The following is a 20,857-nucleotide window of genomic DNA, read 5'->3' as shown; positions in this document are numbered from 1 at the left end:
GGGCGGGAAGTGTTGCGGCGGAGGCGCGGTCTGTCCCGCCGGGGTTGCCGCCATCGTGGCCGGGCCGGGCCGCCGGGCCCGGGTTCCCGTCGCGGGAAGGGATCTGCCCCGGGCCGGGATTGGCGGAGTCGGCAGGCGGGTGCCGGGAGCCGGTCCGTGCGCCGGGCGGGCGTAGGGGGTCTGCCTGGGCGCCGGGTGACGGCAGGCGGGCGGCGATGCGTACGCCCAGGGGTGTCAGCGTCGCCGGGCCGCGTGGAGGGAACAGGCGGGTGGTCGCCGAGCGGAGGGCGGCCGGGAGACCCTCCGGGAAGCGCCCCACGAGGACCGCCAGCAACCCGATCAGCGCCGCCGCCACACCGCCCCGCGTCCCCGCGTCCAGCCCCACCAGCAGCGCCGCAGCGAGCAGCGCCCCGATCAGGCTGTCCGCCCCGAGCACCACCACGGCCGCGAACCACAGCAGCCCGCGCACCGGGTCGTACGCGGCCGGGTCGAAGGCCCGTACGCCCATGCCCAGCATTCCGCCGCCGAGCGCCGCGAGAGCCGCGCCCGCCACGAACGCCGCCAGTTTCAGTTCCGGCACCTGAACGCCGGAGGCCGCAGCGCCCGGCTCGTGGTCGCGCATCGCGGCCAGCGCACGGCCCGCGCGGCCCCGGCGCAGGGCCGCGACGGCGGCCAGCGCGCCGCCGAGCAGGGCGAGTTCGAGGACGTAGAAGGCACGGTCGCCTTCGAAGCCCGCGGGACGGCCGAGGCCCAGACCCGACGTCGCGTACGGCTGCACGAACACGAAGCGGCTGACCGCGACCCCGATCGCGAGGGTCACCAGCGCCAGCGCGAGCCCGTGTCTGCGGATCGCGGGCCAGCCGGTGAGCAGGCCGAGCGGAGCGACCAGAACCACGGCCACGGCCAGGGCGAGGAGTTCGGGCATCGCGGGGAGGCCGGGGAAGCGCCCGGCCGCGAGCAGCGCGGTGAAGAGCGCGCCGAGCCCTGCGTACGCCGCCTGGCCGAGGGAGATCTGCCCGCCCATGCCGGTGACGACGACCAGCGAGAGCAGAACGACGGCCAGCGCGGGCACCTGCACCGACGTGGAGAGGTCCCGGCCCGCGAAGCCGAGCGGCAGGAGGAAGAGGACGCCGGCGACGAGCCAGGCGCTCGTGGTGTGCCGTCCCTGGCGCCGCATTCCCCCCGGAAGGACGGACTCGGCCTCGGCGGGGAGCCCGCGTACCGCACCGACGGCGGGCAGCGCGAGGGCGGCGACGAGCAGGGCGACGACGAAGAGGTTGGCGCTGATGGCCTGGACCAGCGGCTGCGCCCAGCCCTTCGGGTGGAGCTGCGTCATCTGACTCTGCGCCACCCCGATCGCGAGCGCCGCCCCCACCGCCACCGGCAGGCTCCGCATGGCGGCCGCGACGGCAACCGCCATGGCCTCCATGACGAGGAGCGGCAGGCCGTACGGGTCGAGCCGTACGTACGGGGCGAGCAGTACGCCGGTGAGACCCGCCGTGAACGCGCCGAAGGCCCAGCCCGCCGAGGCCACCCGGTCGGCGTCGACGCCGCCGAGCACGGCGAGCCGCCGGTTGTCGACGACCGCCCGCAGCTCCCGGCCGAAGCTCGTCCAGCGGGTCACCGCGCCGACCCCGGCGGCGAGCACGACAGCCGTGCCGAGCTGCACCCACGGGTCCTCGGGCAGCAGCACGGGCGCGTCCGCCTGGGCGCCCGGGCCCCATAGGAGGGTGGCGCCGCCGATCAGGAGGACGAAGACGCCGAGCGAGGCGACGAGGGTTCTGGCCGGGCCGGCGCCGCTGAGGTCGCGGGAGCGGGAGAGCGGCCGGAAGACGGCCACGTCGAGGAGCAGGCCGATTCCGGGCGCCACGATCACCAGGCTCACGGCGGCGGCCGCCGCGAGCGGCCAGTCCCACTCGGCGGCGAACTGCCACATGACGTACGCCGTGACCATCGCGACGGCCCCATGGGCGAGGTTGAGCACGCCGGTGGCCCGGTAGGTGACGATCAGCCCGATGCCGGTCAGGGCGGCGGCGCTGCCGATGGCGATGCCGGCAAGGGTGAGCTCATAGGTGAGCGATCCCACGGTCACGCCTCCGGCGGGGCTGGACTACCGGGCCCCGCCCGGTCGTCCGGCTCCGGACCCGGGCCTTGCCCGGGCTCTGGCCCCTGCCCCGGGCCTTGCCCGGGCTCTGGTTCCGGTCGCGGCTGTGGTCCCGTGTGGCCTCCGGCCTGCGGCCCGGATCCGGGCCCCGCCTCGGCTTCGGTGCGGGCCCCGGGCCCGGACTGGTCCTGCGGGCCGGGCCGCTCGGGTGGATGTCCGGCCTGCGGCCCGGATCCGGGTTCCGCCCCAGAGGCCCCATAGCCCGCCATCCCCTCACCCGTGTCAGAACGGTCTTCCTCGTCAGGGGCGGTGCCCGACCGGGGCTGCGGTCCAGGTCCCGGCTCGGGTTCGATCGCGCCGAGGTCCGGTTCGCAGACCGGGCAGGGGCCGAGGTCCAGGTCCGCGCGGATCGCTTCGGTGACCGGGAAGGCCTGCGGCTTGTCCGCGACGAGGGGGCATCCGGGGCGGTGCAGGAGCGTCCCGCCCGGGATCGCGAGCAGCGGAGGCTCACCGGTCGGCGGGCGGTCCTCGGGCTGGGCGGGCGGTCCCGCCGCCGGCCCCGGCCCCGGCCCCGGCCCCGCCCCCGCACCCGGCCCTGCGCCCACCGCCTGAGCACGGTCCTGAGGGAGCGCCCCAGCCTCCCCAGCCGCCCCGGCAGCCTCCGCGCCCCCCTCCCCGCCCGCGCCGGAGGCGTCCCCGTACGTCACCAGCAGCCGGTGGAGCTCCTCCACCCGCTCCGCCGCGAGCGCCCGCTCGCCGCGGGCCAGCAGCACCGCGCCCGCGACGATCAGAGCGGCTCCCGGCACGGTGCAGGACGCCAGATATGGGATCTGCTGCTCGACGAAGCGCTCGCCCGACACCCCGTACCAGCCGACCGCACAGAGCACAGCTCCGACCGCGAGCGCCAGCCAGCCTGCCCAGTGCAGGGCCCTCGCCCACGAGCGCTGTCGTGCCGTCCGCATGCGGCCCCCTCGAGGTTGCGCAAGTCGGTCTGCGGAGTCGCTGTGCCACATGGCCGTGTATGTCACCCGATGAGTTGCACTATGCCCTCTGGAGTCACACCCTGAAAGCATCGATCAGTACGGGCCCGACTACACCTGGTGGTGGTCCAGATGGTCCTTGGCGTACACGCACGGTCGGCGGCGTGGGCGGCGGCCGGGATCCTGTTCGTAGGGGTGGCGGCCACCGGCTGCGGGGACGACAACGGGGGAGCCGAGGAGCCGTCTCCCAAGCCGACGACCGCGACCGAGACCCGGGAGAGCCCTGCGAACCGGCCGGCCGACCCGGCGGCAGCGGAGAGCGAGATCAGGGGGAACTGGCAGAAGTTCTTCGACGCGGACACCCCGGCCGAAGAGAAGACCAAGTACCTCGAGAACGGCGACACGTTGCGGCCGTTGCTCCAGGCGTTCAGCGGTGACCAGCGCGCCCGGCAGGTCGGGGCCGAGGTGACGAAGGTGACGTTCACCTCCGCGACCGGAGCCGATGTCACGTACACCCTGACCCTCCAGGGCGCGACCGCGTTGCCGAATGCCCGCGGCAGCGCCGTCGAGCAGGACAACGTGTGGAAGGTGTCCGTGAAGACCCTGTGCGGCCTCGTGCAGATGAGCGGCAGTGACGTCCAGGCCCCGGGTTGCTAAGACTGACCTTCCGACGGCGCACCCGAGGATCACGTCGGCGGGCCGCGGCCCGGCGCGCCCGGAATCCTGGACCGCGACCTGCACCGCCGCGCTCCTGGCGGCGCTGCTCCTGCTGACCGCCGCCTGCGGCAGCAGAGTGCCGGAGAGCGAGTTCGAGAACCGGCCGACGCGAGAGAACCGCACCGCCTCGCCCGGCCCGGCGCACGGCGAGCCCATCAAGGTGGGCATCATCACCAGCGCCACGAGCCCCGTGGGCGGCGCCGCCTTCACCGGTCCGCGTGACGGCGCCAGGGCGTACTTCGACGCCCTCAACGCCGAGGGTGGCGTGGGCGGCCGCCCGGTGGAGGTACTGACCTGCGACGACGGCGGGAGCGGCGTCGGCAACAACGAGTGCGTGCACCGGCTGGTCGACGAGGAGAAAGTGTTCGCGCTGGTCGCCACCACCGCGCTGGACTACGCGGGCGCGCCCCGGGTCAGCAGGGCGGGCGTCCCCGACATCGGCGGCCAGCCCATCGGGCCCGCCTACGACACCTACCCGCACCTCTACGGCATCTACGGCAGCCAGGCCCCGCGCGACGGCAAGCCCGGCTGGGGCGGGCGCCTCTACGGCGGCACCGAGGTCTACCGCTACTTCAAGCGCGAACAGGGTGCCCGTACGGCGGCGGTCGTCTCGTACAACCAGGCCGCCTCCGCCGCGTACGCCCAGCTGGTCACCCGCGGGCTGCGGGCCGAGGGCTACCGGGTCGTGAACGAGGAGGTCGACTTCGCGCTGCCCAACTTCCAGGCGGTCGCGGCCGATCTGCGGTCCCAGGGCGCCGACCTGGTCTTCGACGCCATGGACACGCACGGCAACGCCCGGCTCTGCCAGGCCATGGACTCCGTGGGCGCCAAGGTCACGGCGAAGGTGACGAACGTTCAGAACTGGTCCGACTCGGTGCGGGAGGACTACAAGGACGCGCCGGGCTGCCGCAACGCCCTCTGGGTGACCGGCTCCAGCCGCAACTACGACGACACGGGGCACCCGGCCGTCCGTGAGTTTCGGACGGGAATGCGCGGGCACGCGGGCGGGGACCGGTTGTCCCAGTGGGAGTTGGAGGGGTGGGCGGCCGCGATGTGGTTCACGGACGCCGCGAAGTCCTGCGGTGACCGGCTCACGCGCGCGTGCGTCGAGCGCTTCGTGACGCGCAACGAGCCGTATACGGCCCATGGATTGCTTCTGCCGGTGAGCTTCAGGCCGTCGGAGGAGCCGCCGAAGACCCGGCGCAGCTGTCTCTCCGTCGCTCGTTGGAGTGACGATGCCCAGGACGGGAAGGGTGGCTGGATCACCCAAGGCGGTGACATGTCGGAAAACTGCTTCACGGTTCCGCAGCTGCCCTACAGCCCGTGACGTAGCCGATGTGACGCGCAAGGCACTGAAAAGTTCCCGGACTTGGCTATCGAAACCGTATCTCTTCTGGAACAAGACGGTGATAAAGACCAACCCTGAACCGGGTGGGACGGTCTAACCGTTCAGTAATGCGGAAGAGGCGGACTGACCACAGAGAAGCGTGAGATACGGGGACGGATGCACATCTCATTCCTGATTCACAATGCGTACGGGATCGGCGGGACGATCCGTACGACGTACAACCTTGCCCGCACGCTCGCAGAGCAGCACGAAGTGGAGATCGTTTCGGTCTTCCGTCACCGCGACGAGCCCGTCTTCGACACCGGTCCGAAGGTGCGGCTGCGCCACCTCGTCGACATCCGCAAGGACAGTCCGGACTACGAGGGCGACCTCCCGGCGTACCACCGCCCAGCACGCGTCTTCCCCCAGGCCGAGGGCCGCTACGAGCAGTACAGCGAGCTGACCGACCAGCGCATCGCCCGCCACCTCCGGACCCTCGACGCCGACGTCCTCGTCGGCACCCGGCCGGGACTCAACGTGCACATCGCTCGCCAGGCGCGGCGCGGCCCCGTGCGTGTCGGGCAGGAGCACCTGACCCTCGACAGCCACTCGCCCGCACTGCGCAGGGAGTTGCGCGGCCTCTACCCCAGGCTGGACGCGGTCACCACCGTCACCGAGGCCGACGCCGACGCGTACCGCGACACGCTGCGGCTGCCCGGCGTGCGCGTGGAGGCGGTGCCCAACAGCGTGCCCGAGCCCGCCGTCGAGCCCGCCGACGGCACCGGCAAGTGGGTCGTCGCCGCCGGGCGGCTGGCCAAGGTCAAGCGCTACGACGTGCTCGTCAAGGCCTTCGCCACGGTGGTGGAGAAACGTCCCGACTGGCGGCTGCGCATCTACGGCGGGGGCGCGGAGAAGGACAAGCTGCGCCGCCTGATCGACCAACTCGGCCTCTACAACCACGTATTCCTGATGGGGCCCGCCAACCCCATCGAGCCCGAGTGGACCAAGGGCTCCATCGCCGCGGTCACCTCGAGCCTCGAGTCCTTCGGCATGACGATCGTGGAGGCCATGCGCTGCGGCCTGCCAGTGGTCTCCACCGACTGCCCGCACGGCCCCGGGGAGATCATCGAGCACGGCGTGGACGGACTGCTGGTGCCGCCGCGCAAGCCGGACGCGGTGGCCGCCGCCCTGCTCCAGCTCATCAACGACGACGCTCTGCGGCAGCGGATGGGCCAGGCGGCCCTCCAGAGATCCGCCCGCTTCGACCCGTCCCGGGTCGCAGGGCGCTACGAGTCGCTGTTCGCCGACCTGGTCGAGCAGGCGGGGCGCGGCAGCGCCCGCGCCCGGCTGCGCGGCTCGCTGCACCGCACGCGCGGTGCGCTGCTCGGCGGGGCGTATGCCGTACGGGACGCGGGGCGCACCGCACTGCGCAGGGGGCGGGCCGTATGACCACCTCCGCCGAACTGGCGGGGCGACCCGGCCGGATGGCCCGGAACATCGGGACGACGGCCGAAACGACCAAGACGACTGAAGCGACCAAGACGACCAAGACGACCGAAACGATCAAGACGATCAAGACCACTGGAACGACCAAGACGACCGTGACCGTCCGGACCACCGAGACGACCCAGACTCAGCCGACTCAGACTCAGCCGAGCCAGACTCAGCCGAGCCAGACCCAGCCGAGCCAGACCCAGACCCAGCCGACTCAGCCTCAGACGACTCGGAACCAGACTCAGACGACCCCGATGACGCCGACGACTCAGACCACCGCACCCGAGGAGACCCCTGCCGTGTCCGTCCCGCCGCGACGCGCCGACTGCATTGCGGATTCCGCCGGCGGCCTCACCTTCGACCTCGTGGACGGCGGTTACTCGGGCGCCGTACCCGACAGCTGGGACGCGGCCCTTGTCCTGCGCGTGCGCGGCGAGGACACGACGGCCGACGAGGTACGGCTGCCGCTCGTGCCCGCCGGGCGGGAGGGGCGCGACGGGCAGGACGAGCGCGACGCGCGGCTGCGAGCCGTGCTGCCGAGCAGCGTGTCGCTGCCGGAGGGCCGGTGGGACGTCTACGCGGAGGCCGGTGGCGGCGAGTCGGAGCGGCTCGAGCCCGGCATCCTCGACCTCCGCTCGCTCGTCGACCGCCGGCCGGACCCGGACCGCGCCTCGGTCGCGGTTCGCATCCCGTACGCCACCAAACACGGCAATCTGACCATCCGCAGCTGGCTGCGCGCGCCGCACGCCGAGGCGGGCGAAATCCGGCTCTCGGACGGGGTGATGACGGTCCAGGGGCGGCTGTACGGGGTGCAGGGGGAGCCCGGCGCCCTGGCCGAGGCCCGCTCCCGCCGCGACCCCTCCCTGGTCCGTGCGGTGCCCGCGTCGGTCGAGGGGCCCGCTCGCGCCGGAAGCGCCGACCGGTACTTCGCCTTCACGCTCGCGTACAAGGAGCTGGCCGAGGTGTGGGAGGGCGGCAGCGAGGCGTGGGACCTGTGGCTGCGGCCGGGGCCGGGTGCGGACGCGGTGCGGGTCGCGCGGATTCTGGACGATGTGCCGGACAAGAAGCAGATCTTCACGTATCCGGTGCAGTCATTGACCACCGAGGAGCACGGGCCCGCCGAGGCCGGCCCGTACTACACGATGGACAACGACCTGGCCGTCCTCATCGCCCCAGCGGGCGGGACGGCCGCCTAGCCCCAGCCCGCCGGAGCGCCCCGCCTGCGGCGGGTTCGGGCTCCGGCCCCGGACCCTTGGGGTTCGGGGCCGGAGCCCGGGATGGGCAGGGGCGAGCCCAATGGCTCGGAGGCCGCCTAGCGGAACCGGTAGAAGAACGTCCTGATGTCGCCGGTGAGGAGCGCCACTCCTCGGACAGCGGGCAGAGCGGTGTGAAGCCCACCGCGTTGTCTTCCATGGCTCGTACGCTACGAGGGCTTGCGGACAGCCGCTGTCCTCGACAGCGGGGAGACTGAGAGACATGTTGGAGACATCGGCACGACTGCTGCGTCTGCTCTCGCTGCTGCAGACCCACCGCGAATGGTCGGGAAAGGATCTCGCCGACCGCCTCTCGGTCACCACCAGAACCGTACGCCGGGACGTGGACCGGCTGCGCGAGCTGGGCTACCCCGTCCACGCCAGCCCGGGCACGGGTGGTGGCTACCAGCTCGGCGCCGGGGCCGCGCTCCCGCCCCTGCTGCTGGACGACGAGGAGGCCGTGGCGGTGGCGGTCGGCCTGCGGACCGTGGCAGGCGGCGGGATCGAGGGCATCGAGGAGACGTCCGTCCAGGCGCTGGCCAAGCTCGAGCAGGTGCTGCCGTCCCGGCTGCGGCGGCGCGTGGAGGCGCTGAACTCCTTCACCGTGCCGATGCTCGGCGGCCACCGCGGCCCGAAGGTCGAGGCGGGCACGCTGACCGAGCTGGCGCACGCCTGCCGGGACCGCGAGCGGGTGCGGTTCGAGTACCGCGACCACGGCGGCGCGACGAGCCGGCGGATCGTGGAGCCGCACCGGCTGGTCTTCACCGAGCGCCGCTGGTACCTGGTCGCCTGGGACGTGGACCGCGGCGCCTGGCGTACGTTCCGGGCGGACCGCATCATCCCGAAGCCGCCGCACGGCCCCCGCTTCGAGCCGCGCACGCCGCCCGCGGAGGACCTCGCCAAGTACGTCTCGCGCGGGGTGTCCACGACGGCGTACGCGGCGCAGGCCGTCATCCTGCTGCACGCCTCCGCCGAGGAGGCGGCGCGGAAGATCTCCCCGTCGGACGGCGTGCTGGAGGCGGTCGACGAGCACAGCTGCCTGCTGCACACCGGGGCGCACTCGCTCGACGTCCTGGTGATCCACATCGTGCTGATGGGCTTCGAGTTCGAAGTCCGCGAACCGGCCGAGCTGGGCGAGCGCATCAGGGCGATCGCGGACCGGCTCGGCCGGGCACTGGACGCCGGGATTCCGGCTGGGTGACGGGGTTACTCCTCCAGTTCGCCGGCTTTCTTCTCCCGCAGGGGGATCTCCGGCGTCAGTGCCGCCACCTCCGGGTGGTGCAGCTCGAAGGCCGGCGACTCGGAACGGATACGGGGCATGGTGACGAAGTTGTGCCGCGGCGGCGGGCAGGCGGTCGCCCACTCCAGCGACCTGCCGTAGCCCCAGGGGTCGTCGACCTCGACCTTCCTGCCGTACTTGGCGGTCCGCCACCCGTTGTAGAGGAACGGCAGCGTGGACATGCCGAGCAGGAAGGACCCGATCGTCGAGACCGTGTTGAGCACGGTGAAGCCGTCGGCGGCCAGGTAGTCGGCGTACCGCCGGGGCATGCCCTCGGCGCCCAGCCAGTGCTGCACCAGGAAGGTCGTCTGGAAGCCGGTGAACAGCGTCCAGAAGTGGATCTTCCCCAGCCGCTCGTCGAGCAGCTTCCCGGTGAACTTCGGCCACCAGAAGTAGAAGCCCGCGAAGGTCGCGAAGACCACGGTCCCGAAGACCGTGTAGTGGAAGTGGCCGACGACGAAGTAGGTGTCCGTGACGTGGAAGTCGATGGGAGGAGAGGCCAGCAGGACGCCGGTGAGCCCGCCGAACAGGAAGGTGACCAGGAAGCCCGTCGCCCAGAGCATCGGCGTCTCGAAGGACAGCGAGCCCCGCAGCATGGTCCCCGTCCAGTTGAAAAACTTCACCCCTGTCGGCACCGCGATCAGGAAGGACAGCAGGGAGAAGAACGGCAGCAGCACGGCGCCGGTCGCGAACATGTGGTGCGCCCACACCACCATCGACAGCGCGGTGATGGACATCGTCGCGCCGATCAGCGTGAGATACCCGAAGATCGGCTTCCGGGAGAACACCGGGAGGATCTCGGTGATGATGCCGAAGAACGGCAGCGCGATGATGTAGACCTCCGGATGGCCGAAGAACCAGAAGAGGTGCTGCCAGAGCAGCGCACCGCCGAACTCCGGCTGGAACACGACGGACCCGAAGCGCCGGTCCGCCTCCAGGCACAGCAGCGCGGCCGCCAGCACCGGGAAGGCCATCAGCACCATGATCGAGGTGAAGAGGGTGTTCCAGCAGAAGATCGGCATCCGGAACATCGTCATGCCCGGGGCGCGCATGCAGATGATGGTGGTCAGGAAGTTGACCGAGCCGAGGATCGTCCCGAAGCCGGCGAGTGCGAGGCCCATGATCCACAGGTCGGCGCCGATGCCCGGCGTGCGCTGCAGGCTGTTGAGCGGCGCGTACGCGGTCCAGCCGAAGTCCGGGGCCCCGTCCGGCACCAGAAGCGCGCCCAGCACCATCAGCCCGCCGAAGAGGAACAGCCAGTACGAGAGCATGTTCAGCCGCGGGAAGGCCACGTCGGGCGAGCCGATCTGCAGGGGCATGATCTCGTTGGCGAAGCCCGCGAAGGTCGGTGTCGCGAAGAGCAGCAGCATGATCGTGCCGTGCAGGGTGAACGCCTGGTTGTACTGCTCGGCCGACATCAGCTGGAGTCCCGGACGGGCGAGCTCGGCCCGCATCAGCATCGCCATCACCCCGGCGGCCAGGAAGAAGGCGAACGAGGTGATCAGGTAGAGGTGGCCGATCTTCTTGTGGTCGGTGGTGGTCAGCCAGTCGACGACGATCTGCCCCGGCTTCCGTACGGGTGCGGGTCCGGCGCTCGCCTCCGCTGTCCGGGTACTCACAGGCGCCCCCTCGTGCATCGCAGTGCAGGCTCTCGGGCTGGTGCTCCACCGCACGTTATGCCGCGTGTGTTCCCTTCGGTCGGCAGCGCGCCGCAGCGCCGGGGAGGACCACCTCGCCATCATGCGCGCCCCGTCACAGGCCTCGCGAGAGTGCGTCGGCGAGGTCCTGGAACGATTCGGACAACGCGCTGGGCAACGTGTCGGGCATTTCTGGTTTGTCGTCTGCCGCGGTCGCCCTACGGGCCCCCCGCACCGCGTTCCATTGGGGCTCGTGGAAGCAGTCCCAGCGGGCCGTGAATTTGATTCGCCGGTGCCCGCGTTCGGAATTCCCGCCGGAATGACGTCCCGCTCCGCAAGCGCAATTCGGCGAGATTATCCGGGCGTTCCCGAAGGCCCAGGAATGCCCGTACGAGTGACGGCCATCAGGGCATATGAGCGGTGCCCGTCTGTGACACAAGCGTGACGAGACGGGGATGCAGCGGCGGGCCGGGTGTGCCTTCCGTCTCACACCTGCCGCGGCCTACGGTGGGCCTCATGAACGACACTTCGAATCGCGCGGAGCCGGCGGACGACGACCTCGAGGCCTATGTCGGACTCGAGGCAGAGGCGGCCGAGACGCGGGCACGGGACCTCGGCTGGAGCACCGTTCGCAGCCTCCCGCCGGACGCGATCATCACCATGGAGTACCTGTCCGGCCGCATCAACTTCGCGGTCAAGGACGGCGAAGTGGTCCGCTGCTGGAAGGGCTGACGCGGCGGACGACCAGAGACCCGGATACCGGATACCCGCATACGTCGAAACGTCGAACGCGGAAACGGCGACGGCCCCGGCGCTCGAGCAGGAGCGCCGGGGCCGCCGCTTGCGGGGGAGAGGGTGTGCGTACCGTCCCCGCGGACTGAGAGGCCCGGGACCGAGAAGGCCGCCGGCCGCGTCAGCCGCCGGCCCGCCCGCGCTGGGTCGCGGGGCCCAGCGGAGCGGTGCGCGGCGTACGGTCCAGGTGCGGCGGCCGACGGCTGCCCGTGGGCGTGACGGGCGTGCGCTCGGACCGGACGGTGTGCGGCCTGGGCGGGTGGTGCAGCCGCGCCGCCTCGTTGTTCCGTACGGCCCGCTGGGCTGCCACCAGCGGTGGCTGAGCGGCCGCCGGCGCCACCGGCGCGGGCGCGAGCCCGCGGCTCCCACGGAACCGGTCCCTGGCGGCGAGGATGTGCGCCTCGCACCAGGCGATGGCGGGCTCGAACCACGGCAGCGCCAGCAGGACCACCAGGCCCGCGGCCCAGCCGAGCAGCACATCGCTGACCCAGTGCGTGCCGAGGTAGACGGTGGTCGCACCGACCCCGAGAGCGAAGACCGCGGCGACCACGGACAGCACCCGGCGGGCCTGCGGAGTCGTGGCGAGATAGGCCAGAATGCCCCAGGTCACCACGGCGTTGGCGGTGTGTCCCGAAGGGAATATATCCCCGCCCGCGAACATCTCGGCCGAGCCGACGGTCGTCGCGTAGTGCGGGCCGAGTCTGCCGAGCCCGATCTTCACCGCGCCCACCGTGATGTTGAGCAGGAGCAGCGCGACGCCCAGCGCCAGCAGCGGGCGCAGCGTCCGCTGCCTCCAGGAGCGCCAGCCCAGCCACGCGGCCACCAGCACCGCGGTCGGCCCGCGCTGACCCATCACCACGAAGTAGTCCAGGAACGCGTGGAGGTCGGGCCACTGCTTGTACGGCCGGAAGAGCATCACCTGCCAGTCCACGAGGACGAGGTGGTCGCTCACGAATACGGCCGCGACGATCGCCGCGTAGAACACCACGGCAGAGCCGAACAGCACCACGCGGTGTCGGCTCATCCGCGGGACATCGCGGTTGCTTGGTCGCTCCGGCTCCTGCTCCAGCCGGGCGAAGATTCGCTCGGTACGCACCCAATCGACGTTACAGGGGGTGAGCGGCGGCCCCGGACGAAGCAGCGGGTTCGTGATGACGATGTGATGTGGGTGAGCCTTTCCACAACCCCCTTTCGAGGCCCTTCCGACAAAACCCGGGTGGCTGCTGGGTGAATTTCCCGGGACTTATTGCCTGGCACTCTCCCGTGCGATGGCCGCGGCGTTTACCTGTGCGTGGCCCGGAATTCGCCGACATGTTTCGCGGTCCGCATTGCGGGCGCGCTTCGGTATACCGGCACCGCTGCTGCGATCACGGCCATGACCTCGGGCTTCGCTGTGCGTCTTGGCGACCGGGAGCACACCGGGAGCGCACCGGGAGTATCCGCTCCCGCGCCCCGCGCACACCCCCTCAGCCGTCACGCTCCGCGCATCTCAGGCCATCTGTGGGTAGGCATCGCCCGAATGTACGCGGGGAAGGCGATGTGTCGTGGTTGACAAAGGTGAGCCGGGCCACGTTCTGTGCGCCCCGACTCGCGTACCCTGGCGGCTCACTCGCTTTCGATACTGGGCCTGCCAGAGCCGCAGTCCGCTCCAGGGGCCCGTCCGACCGCGAGCGCAGACTGGGAGGTGCGTACATGTCCGGAACGACCACGGCCAGCGACCCACGGCCGGCGGACGTTCCCCGGCATCGGCGCAGCGCGGTCGGCGGAGGCGGCAACCGCTGGGCCGTGCTCGTCGTCCTCTGCGTCAGCCTGCTGCTCGTCGCGCTCGACGCGACCGTCCTGCACGTGGCGGTTCCCGCCGTCACCGAGGACCTCCGCCCCGGCGCGATAGAGCTGCTGTGGATCGTCGACGCGTATCCGCTCGTCGCCGCGTCCCTCCTCATCCTCTTCGGCACACTCGGCGACCGCGTCGGACGCCGTCGCATCCTGCTGCTCGGCTACGGCCTCTTCGGTGTCGCCTCCGCCCTCGCCGCCTGCGCCGACAGCCCGCACGTCCTCATCACGGCCCGCGCCCTCCTCGGCGTCGGCGGCGCGATGATCATGCCCGCCACGCTGTCGATCCTCCGCCAGGTCTTCCCCGACCGGCGCGAGAGGGCCCTCGCCATTGGCATCTGGAGCGCGGTCGCCGCGGTCGGCGCGGCCGTGGGACCGCTGCTCGGCGGTTTCCTCCTCGAGCACTTCTGGTGGGGCTCGGTCTTTCTCGTCAACATCCCGCTGATGGCGGTCATCCTGCCGATCGGCCGCTGGCTGCTGCCCGAGTCCACCGGGGACCGCAACGGCCCCTGGGACGTACTCGGCGCGCTGCTGGCCGCGTTCGGGCTCTTCGGCGTCGTGCTGGGTGTGAAGCGGGCGGGCGGCGGCGAGGCCGTGCTCCACCCGGTCACCCTCGGCCCACTGCTCGTCGGCGCCGCGCTGCTCGTGCTCTTCGTACGGCGCCAGCGCCGCCGTGCGCACCCGCTCGTCGATCTGCGGATGTTCGCCAGGCCCGCTTTCGGCACCTCCGTCGGCTGCATCGTCCTCGCCATGCTCGCGCTGGTCGGCCTCCAGCTGATCGCGACCCAGTACCTCCAGCTGGTCCTCGGGCTCTCCCCGCTCGAAACCGGGCTGCGCATGGTCCCGCTCACCGTCGCCGCGATGGCCGCCGGGCTCCTCGGCTCCCGCATGCTCCAGCGCTTCGGCCCGCGCATCATGGTCGCCCTCGGCTTCTCGCTCACCGCCGCCGCCGTGCTCTCGCTGACCTTCATGGGCCAGTACGACCGGCCCGCGCTGCTCACCGTCGCCTTCCTGCTGCTCGGCTTCGGCCTGGAGACCACGCTGTTCGGCGCGTACGAGTCGATGCTGAGCGAGGCCCCCGCCGAGCAGGCCGGCGGCGCGGCCGCGATCGGCGAGACCTCCTACCAGCTCGGCGCGGGCATCGGCATCGCGCTGCTGGGCAGCGTCATGAACGCCGCCTACACGCCCGGTGTGTCCACGGTGCCCGGCGTGCCGTCCGCGGCGAGCGGCGCGGCAGGCCACTCGCTCGGCGAGGCGTACGAGGTGGCACGCCGGCTCGGCGGGCCCGCCGGCACCGCCCTGCGCGACGCTGCCCGCGACGCCTTCGTCCACGGCCTGCACGTCACGCTCATCGCGAGCGCCGCCCTGCTGCTGCTCGGCGCGTTCGCCGCGCTGCGGCTGCCGCGGGTCATGGAGTGCGGCGAGGACTACGCGTCGGCCCCGCAGCCTGAGCGGGCCCCGCGCGGGAGCAGCCGGAGCCGCGCGGCCATGACGAGCCCGGACGGTGCCATCCCCGGGCAGCAGACCCGCACCCGCGCCGGTGTCGGCGCGGAGAGCTCCGGCTGAAGCATTTTCGCCCGGTGTCCGCCGTGTCCGTGGGGTGCCCGGGGCGGCGCTCCGACGGGCGCCGGGAAGGGCACGGCAGCGCTCTGGACGGGAGACCCCGCCTGGTCGTAGCGTCGGGCCCGAGCCGCAAATGATCTCCCCCAGCTGCCGCTGGGAGGCGCCCCCAGGAGGACCCATGTCCGCGCCGCCGTTCGACCCCCGGGATCCGCTGGGCCTCGACGACCTGCTCAGCGCCGAGGACCTCGCGGTGCGCGACACCGTACGGCAGTGGGCAGCCGACCGCGTACTGCCGGACATCGCCGGCTGGTACGAGCGCGGTGAGCTGCCCGGCATCCGCGAACTCGCCCGCGAGCTCGGCTCCATCGGCGCGCTGGGCATGTCCCTCGAGGGCTACGGCTGCGCGGGCGCGAGCGCCGTGCAGTACGGCCTCGCCTGCCTCGAGCTGGAGGCCGCCGACTCCGGCATCCGCTCCCTGGTCTCCGTGCAGGGATCCCTCGCCATGTACGCCATCCACCGCTTCGGTTCCCAGGAGCAGAAGCAGCACTGGCTGCCGCGGATGGCGGCAGGCGAGGTCATCGGCTGCTTCGGGCTGACCGAGCCCGACCACGGCTCCGACCCGGCAGGCATGCGCACGTACGCCAAGCGCGACGGCTCCGACTGGGTCCTGACGGGCCGCAAGATGTGGATCACCAACGGCTCGGTGGCCGGAGTGGCGGTGGTGTGGGCCCGCACCGACGACGGCATCCGAGGCTTCGTCGTCCCCACCGACGCCCCCGGCTTCTCCGCGCCCGAGATCAAGCACAAGTGGTCGCTGCGGGCCTCGGTCACCAGCGAACTCATCCTCGATGCCGTCCGCCTCCCCGCCGACGCCGTCCTCCCCGAGGCCACCGGGCTGCGCGGGCCGCTGGGCTGCCTCAACCACGCCCGCTACGGCATTGTGTGGGGCGCGATGGGCGCGGCGCGCACCTGCTTCGAGACAGCGGTCGAGTACGCGAAGACCCGCGAGCAGTTCGGCAGGCCCATCGGCGGCTTCCAGCTCACTCAGGCCAAACTCGCGGACATGGCGGTCGAGCTGCACAAGGGCATCCTGCTCGCCCACCACCTGGGGCGGCGGATGGATGCCGGGAAGCTCCGGCCCGAGCAGGTCAGCTTCGGCAAGCTCAACAACGTACGGGAAGCGATCGAGATCTGCCGCACGGCCCGGACGATCCTGGGGGCCAACGGGATCTCGCTGGAGTACCCGGTGATGCGGCACGCGACCAATCTGGAGTCCGTGCTCACGTACGAGGGCACGGTCGAGATGCACCAACTCGTGCTGGGCAAGGCGCTCACCGGGATCGAAGCCTTCAGGTGAATGCCGTGGGATTCAGATGAAGGCGGGGAGCGGGGAGGGGGCGCGGTGAGCGGCCCTGCCGTCAGCTCTGGTTGAAGAAGCCGTCCGCGGAGCGGCCGGCGTCGCCGCTGACCACTTGGTAGTCGGCGGGGGTGAGCAGGAAGACCCGGGTGGCGATCCGCTCGATGGAACCGCGCAGCCCGAAGGTCAGCCCGGCGGCGAAGTCCACCACGCGCTTGGCGTCGGTGGGCTCCATGGCCGTAAGGTTCACGATCACCGGGACGCCGTCCCGGAAGAGCTCGCCGATTCCGCGGGCGTCGCGGAAGCCGTCCGGGGTGACGGTGGCGATCCGGCTGCCCTCCTCCTGGGCCGTCTCGGCGGCCACCCGCACACGCGGGTCGGTCACCCAGGCGTCCTTCGGCTGCTGCTGCCCGGACTCCTCGCCGTACTCGTCGTCGTAGTAGCGGTCGTCGTCGTGGTCGTCGACGAGGCCCAGCCAGGCGCTCGCCTTGCGCACCGATCCCATGGACGCCTCCTCTCTCACACGCGGTCTGTGCGTCCCGCCTCTCTATGGTCGTCCATGATGCGGCGGATGCGCCAAGGGGATACCACTCGCACATGGGTTTCGTGACGGTACTGGTGCAGAACGAATGTTGGAACATCAGAGTTCCTGCTGTGTACGGCTGCTGACGGTGTGCTACCTCGGATGCCGCTGGCCGGATGGGGGACGCGGGGGTCGTACGGGTGAACAGGCCGTCCCCGGTACGATGCCCGTCGCTCCGCGTCGGACGTACAGGGGGAACGTTGTTCGGAATAGTGAGGCCGTGCCGGCACCGGCTGTCGGAGGGGCTGCACACGCTGGGGCACCCCCAGCGTCAGCTGGGGGAGGATGGCCCATCCGCAGCGGCTGCGACTGCTGCTGCCCCTGCGACGGCTGCTGACCGCGCTGCAGGGGTGGAGCGAGGGGAGGGGAGGAGCGCGAGGACGCGCTGTGTGTGAAGGCGCGGGGCAGGCCGGTGTGCTGAGGCTGCCGTGGCCGTCCCTGGGGTCACCGGCATACGGCCGGGGCAGGGCCGGATCGGCTCAGCGGCAGGGGGTCAGCGCGAACAGGACGACGACCACACCCGACCGAAGTCGATGTGGTTGCGCGTGACCAGCCGTTGCCATGCATGCATGGCCCAAGTGGAACAGGCATGCGTATTTCACGTCAACTGCCCTGAGTCCATTGGCTCACAGTCCGGACCGCCTTGACAGTGAGCCCTGCGCGAGGCATAGCCTCGGTCCCTGGCCGTGCTGAGGGGTGCGGCTGTGTGAAGGCGCCACCCGTGTTCGACCTGAAGCATCGACGGAGCCTTCGCGCATGCCCTTGAACGACGCAGCCGTGCGAACGGCCCATCCAGGCCGCTGGCATCGCCCTCGCTCGCCGACTGGGCGTACGGCGCCTGCGGCGGCACGCTGACCGTCACGCTGCCGCCCGAACTCGCCGCGGGGCACTCGCCCCCCGTACCCGCGCTCGCGTTCCCGCGGAACCCGCGCCGTACCTGCACGCCCGCGTTCCGGCGGAACGACGCCGCCGCCCGGGCTCTGCTCACGTCTCTGTGCGACCTCTCCTGTCGCGCGCTGCCCCCCACGAAAGGCAGGGAACCATGCCCGCTCTCGCCCGACCGCTCCATCTCGCGGCCGCCATCGACGGCCCCGGGCAGTACGAGGCCTCGTACTACGTGGAGCTCGCGCGGCTCGCCGAGCGCGGCACGCTCGACTTCGTCACCCTCGACGACGGCTTCGCGGCCCCGGGGCGGACTTCGCGCCGGGGCCGGGCGGCCGGTCGCCTCGACGCGCTCGCCGTGCTCGCCCGGGTCGCCCCCGCCACCGAGCGGATCGGCCTCGTGCCGACCGTCACCACCACCCACACCGAGCCCTTCCACGTCTCCACCTCCGTCGCGACCCTGGACTGGGTGAGCCGCGGCAGGGCCGGCTGGACCGTCGACGTGTCGACGACCGAGGCTGAGGCCAGGCTGTTCGGCCGCCGCCCGGCCGCGCCCGCGGGTGCGCTCTGGCGGGAGGCGGGCGAGGTCGCCGACGTCGCCGCCCGGCTGTGGGACAGCTGGGAGGACGACGCCGAGATACGCGACGTGCCGACAGGCCGCTTCATCGACCGCGACAAGCTGCACTACGTCGACTTCCAGGGCGCGACCTTCGCGGTCCGCGGCCCGTCGATCGTGCCGCGCCCGCCTCAGGGCCACCCGGTGACCGTCGTCGACGTCACCGCGGAACCACCGCGGGAGGCCGCCGCCCGGTACGCGGACGTCGCCTTCGTACGGGCCGCCGACCCCGGCTCGGCGCGCGTGGTCGGCGAGGAACTGCGCGAGCGGGCCCGGGAGTTCGGGCGGGACCCGGCCCGGCTGACCGTACTCGCCTCGCTGCCCGTGGAACTCCATACGACCGCGGACGCCGTGGAGCTCGCCGACCGGATCGGCGACTGGCACGCGGCGGGCGCCGCCGACGGCTTCCATCTGCGCCCGGCCGATGCGCCACGCGACCTCGCCCGGGTCGTCGACGGCACCGTGCCCGTACTCCAGCACCGCGGGCTGCTGCGCCGTTTCTATCCGGGCACCACACTCCGTGACCACCTGGGCCTGACCCGCCCGGTCAACCGCTACGCACGCACAGGGGGAACAGCCGCATGACCGACGGCAACCACCGCAGGCACACCAAGAAGCAGATCCATCTCGCCGCCCACTTTCCCGGCGTCAACAGCACCACGGTCTGGGCGAATCCCCACAGCCGCAGCCAGATCGACTTCTCCTCCTTCGAGCATCTCGCGCACACCGCCGAGCGCGGCCTCTTCGACTACTTCTTCCTCGCCGAGGGGCTGCGGCTGCGCGAGCACAAGGGGCTCATCCACGACCTCGACGTGGTCGGCAGGCCCGAGTCGATCACCGTGCTGAACGCCCTTGCCGCGGTCACCGACCGGATCGGCCTGGCCGCCACGGTCAACGCGACCTTCAACGAGCCGTACGAGCTCGCCCGCCGCCTCGCCTCCCTCGACCACCTCAGCGGAGGCCGTGCCGGGTGGAACGTCGTCACCTCCTCCGACGCGTTCACCGGGGAGAACTTCCGGTGCGGCGGCTACCTCGACCGGGCCGATCGCTACACGCGGGCCGCCGAATTCGTCGCCACCGCCCGCGAGCTGTGGGACTCCTGGACGCCCGACTCTCCAGGGGCGGCCGGCGAGCCGCGCCCGTTCAGGCACCACGGCGAGCACTTCTCGATCGAGGGCACCACCACCGTCCCGCGCAGCCCGCAGGGCCACCCCGTCGTCATCCAGGCGGGGGACTCCGACGAGGGGCGCGAGTTCGCCGCCTCCGCCGCCGACGTGATCTTCACCCGGCACGGCACTCTCGAGGCGGGCCGCGTCTTCTACGCCGACGTCAAGCGGCGGCTCGCCGCGTACGGGCGGCAGCCCGGCGACCTCAAGATCATGCCCGGGGTGACCTTCGTCCTCGGCGACACCGCGGCCGAGGCACAGGAGAAGGCCGCCGAGATCCGCAGTCAGCAGGTCTCCCCGCAGACCGCGATCGTCGCCCTCGAGCAGATCTGGGGCCGGGATCTGAGCGCGTACGACCCGGACGGGCCGCTGCCCGACGTCGACCCGGACCCGGATGCGCAGCTCGCCCAGGGCAGGGTGCGGGTCGGAGACCCGGGCGGCATCGCCGCGAAATGGCGGGCGCTGTCCGAGGCGAAGAGGCTGTCGATCCGGCAGACGGTCATCGAGACGACGGGGCGGCAGTCCTTCATCGGGACCCCGGACTCGGTCGCCGCCGAGCTCGACGAGTTCATCCAGACGGACGCAGCGGACGGATTCATCCTCGTGCCCCACCTCACGCCCGGCGGGCTCGACGAATTCGTGGACCGCGTAGTGCCGCTGCTCCAGGAGCGCGGCGCGTACCGGGCGGAGTACGAGGGCCGGACCCTCCGCGATCACCTGGGGCTCTCCGCGCCCGTATGGAAGGGTCGGCACCATGAGCGATGACGACGCAGAGCAGCAGTGGAAGGCGCGGCACGAGCACCGCGCCGAGACGGTCTCGGCGCCGTACGGCCCGCCTTCCCTCACCGCTTCCCTCACCGGGACTTATTGGCAGGCCGACGTTCCGGACAGTCGGATTCCGGACATCCTCGGCCGCTGGACGGCTCGGGGCGAGGAGGTCGTGGATCACGACAGATCGCTCTGGACCGTCTTCGCTGGGGACATCTCCCAGCCGAAGGCTGGGGGAGGAACGAGCGGAAGCAGCAGCTTCCGCTTTCGCTTTCCGCGGGCGGCTGCGCCGACCGCGGACACCTCGGTGACCTTGGATGTCCCTCGCGCGGTGCTTCCGCCGCGCGCCTTCACCGAGCACTTCATCCGTCCGTTCCCGCCGCCCGGCAACACGCCTGGCTTCGCTGTCGCGGCGGGGGAGCGGAACAAGCAGGCGCGGTGACGCGTCGAAGCCCCGGCCGGGCGCGACGCGGAGCCCCGGCGGTCATGGGCCGCCGGGGCCTTCG

General features: G+C 71.9%; 15 protein-coding genes and 1 pseudogene. 11 read left to right on the top strand and 5 right to left on the bottom strand.

What is annotated here, in order from left to right; all coding sequences use genetic code 11:
• Together ACTWP8_RS36060 and ACTWP8_RS36055 are read right to left on the bottom strand one after the other, a co-directional pair.
• The coding region (locus ACTWP8_RS36060; RefSeq protein WP_443326285.1) for an ABC transporter permease subunit at positions 1-2,086 on the bottom strand (2,086 nt) is incomplete at its 3' end.
• 383 nt (positions 2,087-2,469) lie between these two features.
• Positions 2,470-3,066 (bottom strand): annotated as a pseudogene (locus ACTWP8_RS36055) (hypothetical protein); the annotation flags it as partial.
• A gap of 150 nt (positions 3,067-3,216) precedes the next feature.
• On the opposite strand from ACTWP8_RS36055, the gene ACTWP8_RS36050 reads away from it, so the two are divergent.
• The 5 genes from ACTWP8_RS36050 (at position 3,217) to ACTWP8_RS36030 (ending at position 9,076) form a co-directional block, all read left to right on the top strand.
• Positions 3,217-3,741, top strand: coding sequence for a hypothetical protein (locus ACTWP8_RS36050; RefSeq protein ID WP_443326280.1), 525 nt, complete (start codon positions 3,217-3,219; stop codon positions 3,739-3,741).
• A gap of 94 nt (positions 3,742-3,835) precedes the next feature.
• Complete coding sequence (locus ACTWP8_RS36045) at positions 3,836-5,128, top strand: ABC transporter substrate-binding protein (RefSeq protein ID WP_443326284.1); 1,293 nt, start codon at positions 3,836-3,838, stop codon at positions 5,126-5,128.
• Positions 5,129-5,305: 177 nt separating this feature from the next.
• Positions 5,306-6,577 carry a glycosyltransferase family 4 protein gene (locus ACTWP8_RS36040; RefSeq protein WP_443326279.1) on the top strand — a complete coding sequence of 424 codons (1,272 nt, stop codon included), beginning with the start codon at positions 5,306-5,308 and terminating at the stop codon, positions 6,575-6,577.
• Positions 6,574-7,818, top strand: coding sequence for a hypothetical protein (locus tag ACTWP8_RS36035; RefSeq protein ID WP_443326278.1), 1,245 nt, complete (start codon positions 6,574-6,576; stop codon positions 7,816-7,818). Before ACTWP8_RS36040 ends, ACTWP8_RS36035 begins: the two co-directional genes overlap by 4 nt.
• 280 nt (positions 7,819-8,098) lie before the next feature.
• Positions 8,099-9,076 (top strand): helix-turn-helix transcriptional regulator, encoded by a 978-nt coding sequence (locus tag ACTWP8_RS36030; RefSeq protein WP_443326277.1) that lies wholly within the window; start codon positions 8,099-8,101, stop codon positions 9,074-9,076.
• Between the two features lie 5 nt (positions 9,077-9,081).
• Here ACTWP8_RS36030 and ctaD read toward each other — a convergent pair whose 3' ends face one another.
• Positions 9,082-10,773, bottom strand: a complete 1,692-nt coding sequence (gene ctaD / locus ACTWP8_RS36025) for an aa3-type cytochrome oxidase subunit I (protein ID WP_443326276.1) — start codon at positions 10,771-10,773, stop codon at positions 9,082-9,084.
• A gap of 534 nt (positions 10,774-11,307) precedes the next feature.
• Between ctaD and ACTWP8_RS36020 the strand changes: the two genes are divergently transcribed.
• On the top strand, positions 11,308-11,523 hold the full coding sequence (locus ACTWP8_RS36020; RefSeq protein ID WP_443318724.1) for a proteinase inhibitor I78: 216 nt from the start codon (positions 11,308-11,310) through the stop codon (positions 11,521-11,523).
• 181 nt (positions 11,524-11,704) lie between these two features.
• Here the strand turns inward: ACTWP8_RS36020 and ACTWP8_RS36015 are convergent, their stop codons facing one another.
• Positions 11,705-12,679, bottom strand: coding sequence for a phosphatase PAP2 family protein (locus ACTWP8_RS36015; protein ID WP_443326275.1), 975 nt, complete (start codon positions 12,677-12,679; stop codon positions 11,705-11,707).
• 596 nt (positions 12,680-13,275) lie between these two features.
• Between ACTWP8_RS36015 and ACTWP8_RS36010 the strand changes: the two genes are divergently transcribed.
• Together ACTWP8_RS36010 and ACTWP8_RS36005 are read left to right on the top strand one after the other, a co-directional pair.
• A complete protein-coding gene (locus ACTWP8_RS36010; RefSeq protein ID WP_443326274.1) occupies positions 13,276-14,982 on the top strand; it encodes an MFS transporter in 1,707 nt (568 codons plus the stop codon).
• Positions 14,983-15,157: 175 nt separating this feature from the next.
• Positions 15,158-16,336, top strand: coding sequence for an acyl-CoA dehydrogenase family protein (locus tag ACTWP8_RS36005; RefSeq protein WP_443326273.1), 1,179 nt, complete (start codon positions 15,158-15,160; stop codon positions 16,334-16,336).
• A 61-nt stretch (positions 16,337-16,397) separates the two neighbouring features.
• Here ACTWP8_RS36005 and ACTWP8_RS36000 read toward each other — a convergent pair whose 3' ends face one another.
• Positions 16,398-16,841: a cell division protein SepF gene (locus tag ACTWP8_RS36000; RefSeq protein ID WP_443318720.1), complete on the bottom strand. Its 444-nt coding sequence runs from the start codon at positions 16,839-16,841 to the stop codon at positions 16,398-16,400.
• A gap of 1,120 nt (positions 16,842-17,961) precedes the next feature.
• Between ACTWP8_RS36000 and ACTWP8_RS35995 the strand changes: the two genes are divergently transcribed.
• Genes ACTWP8_RS35995 through ACTWP8_RS35985 form a run of 3 tightly spaced genes read left to right on the top strand, consistent with a single transcriptional unit; the run spans position 17,962 to position 20,793 of the window.
• Positions 17,962-19,002, top strand: a complete 1,041-nt coding sequence (locus ACTWP8_RS35995) for an LLM class flavin-dependent oxidoreductase (RefSeq protein ID WP_443326272.1) — start codon at positions 17,962-17,964, stop codon at positions 19,000-19,002.
• Entirely contained in the window at positions 18,999-20,348 is a 1,350-nt protein-coding gene (locus ACTWP8_RS35990) for an NtaA/DmoA family FMN-dependent monooxygenase (RefSeq protein WP_443326271.1), read from the top strand. The genes ACTWP8_RS35995 and ACTWP8_RS35990 overlap by 4 nt, the downstream gene beginning before the upstream one ends.
• A complete protein-coding gene (locus ACTWP8_RS35985; protein ID WP_443326270.1) occupies positions 20,338-20,793 on the top strand; it encodes a DUF1684 domain-containing protein in 456 nt (151 codons plus the stop codon). The genes ACTWP8_RS35990 and ACTWP8_RS35985 overlap by 11 nt, the downstream gene beginning before the upstream one ends.
• Positions 20,794-20,857 lie beyond the last annotated feature (64 nt).

This window comes from Streptomyces sp. 7N604, assembly GCF_052245475.1.
Taxonomy (GTDB): Bacteria; Actinomycetota; Actinomycetes; order Streptomycetales; family Streptomycetaceae; genus Streptomyces.
The sequence above is the reverse complement of the archived record's forward strand: the minus strand, read 5'-3'. Positions and strand labels throughout refer to the sequence as shown.

What these genes read in the sequence shown, in the direction of transcription:
- ACTWP8_RS36050 (WP_443326280.1), top strand. Translation starts at nt 3,217, where the DNA reads ATGGTCCTTGGCGTACACGCACGGTCGGCGGCGTGGGCGGCGGCCGGG.
- ACTWP8_RS36040 (WP_443326279.1), top strand. Translation starts at nt 5,306, where the DNA reads ATGCACATCTCATTCCTGATTCACAATGCGTACGGGATCGGCGGGACG.
- ACTWP8_RS36035 (WP_443326278.1), top strand. Translation starts at nt 6,574, where the DNA reads ATGACCACCTCCGCCGAACTGGCGGGGCGACCCGGCCGGATGGCCCGG.
- ACTWP8_RS36030 (WP_443326277.1), top strand. Translation starts at nt 8,099, where the DNA reads ATGTTGGAGACATCGGCACGACTGCTGCGTCTGCTCTCGCTGCTGCAG.
- ACTWP8_RS36020 (WP_443318724.1), top strand. Translation starts at nt 11,308, where the DNA reads ATGAACGACACTTCGAATCGCGCGGAGCCGGCGGACGACGACCTCGAG.
- ACTWP8_RS36010 (WP_443326274.1), top strand. Translation starts at nt 13,276, where the DNA reads ATGTCCGGAACGACCACGGCCAGCGACCCACGGCCGGCGGACGTTCCC.
- ACTWP8_RS36005 (WP_443326273.1), top strand. Translation starts at nt 15,158, where the DNA reads ATGTCCGCGCCGCCGTTCGACCCCCGGGATCCGCTGGGCCTCGACGAC.
- ACTWP8_RS36000 (WP_443318720.1), bottom strand. Translation starts at nt 16,841, where the DNA reads ATGGGATCGGTGCGCAAGGCGAGCGCCTGGCTGGGCCTCGTCGACGAC.
- ACTWP8_RS35995 (WP_443326272.1), top strand. Translation starts at nt 17,962, where the DNA reads ATGCCCGCTCTCGCCCGACCGCTCCATCTCGCGGCCGCCATCGACGGC.
- ACTWP8_RS35990 (WP_443326271.1), top strand. Translation starts at nt 18,999, where the DNA reads ATGACCGACGGCAACCACCGCAGGCACACCAAGAAGCAGATCCATCTC.
- ACTWP8_RS35985 (WP_443326270.1), top strand. Translation starts at nt 20,338, where the DNA reads ATGAGCGATGACGACGCAGAGCAGCAGTGGAAGGCGCGGCACGAGCAC.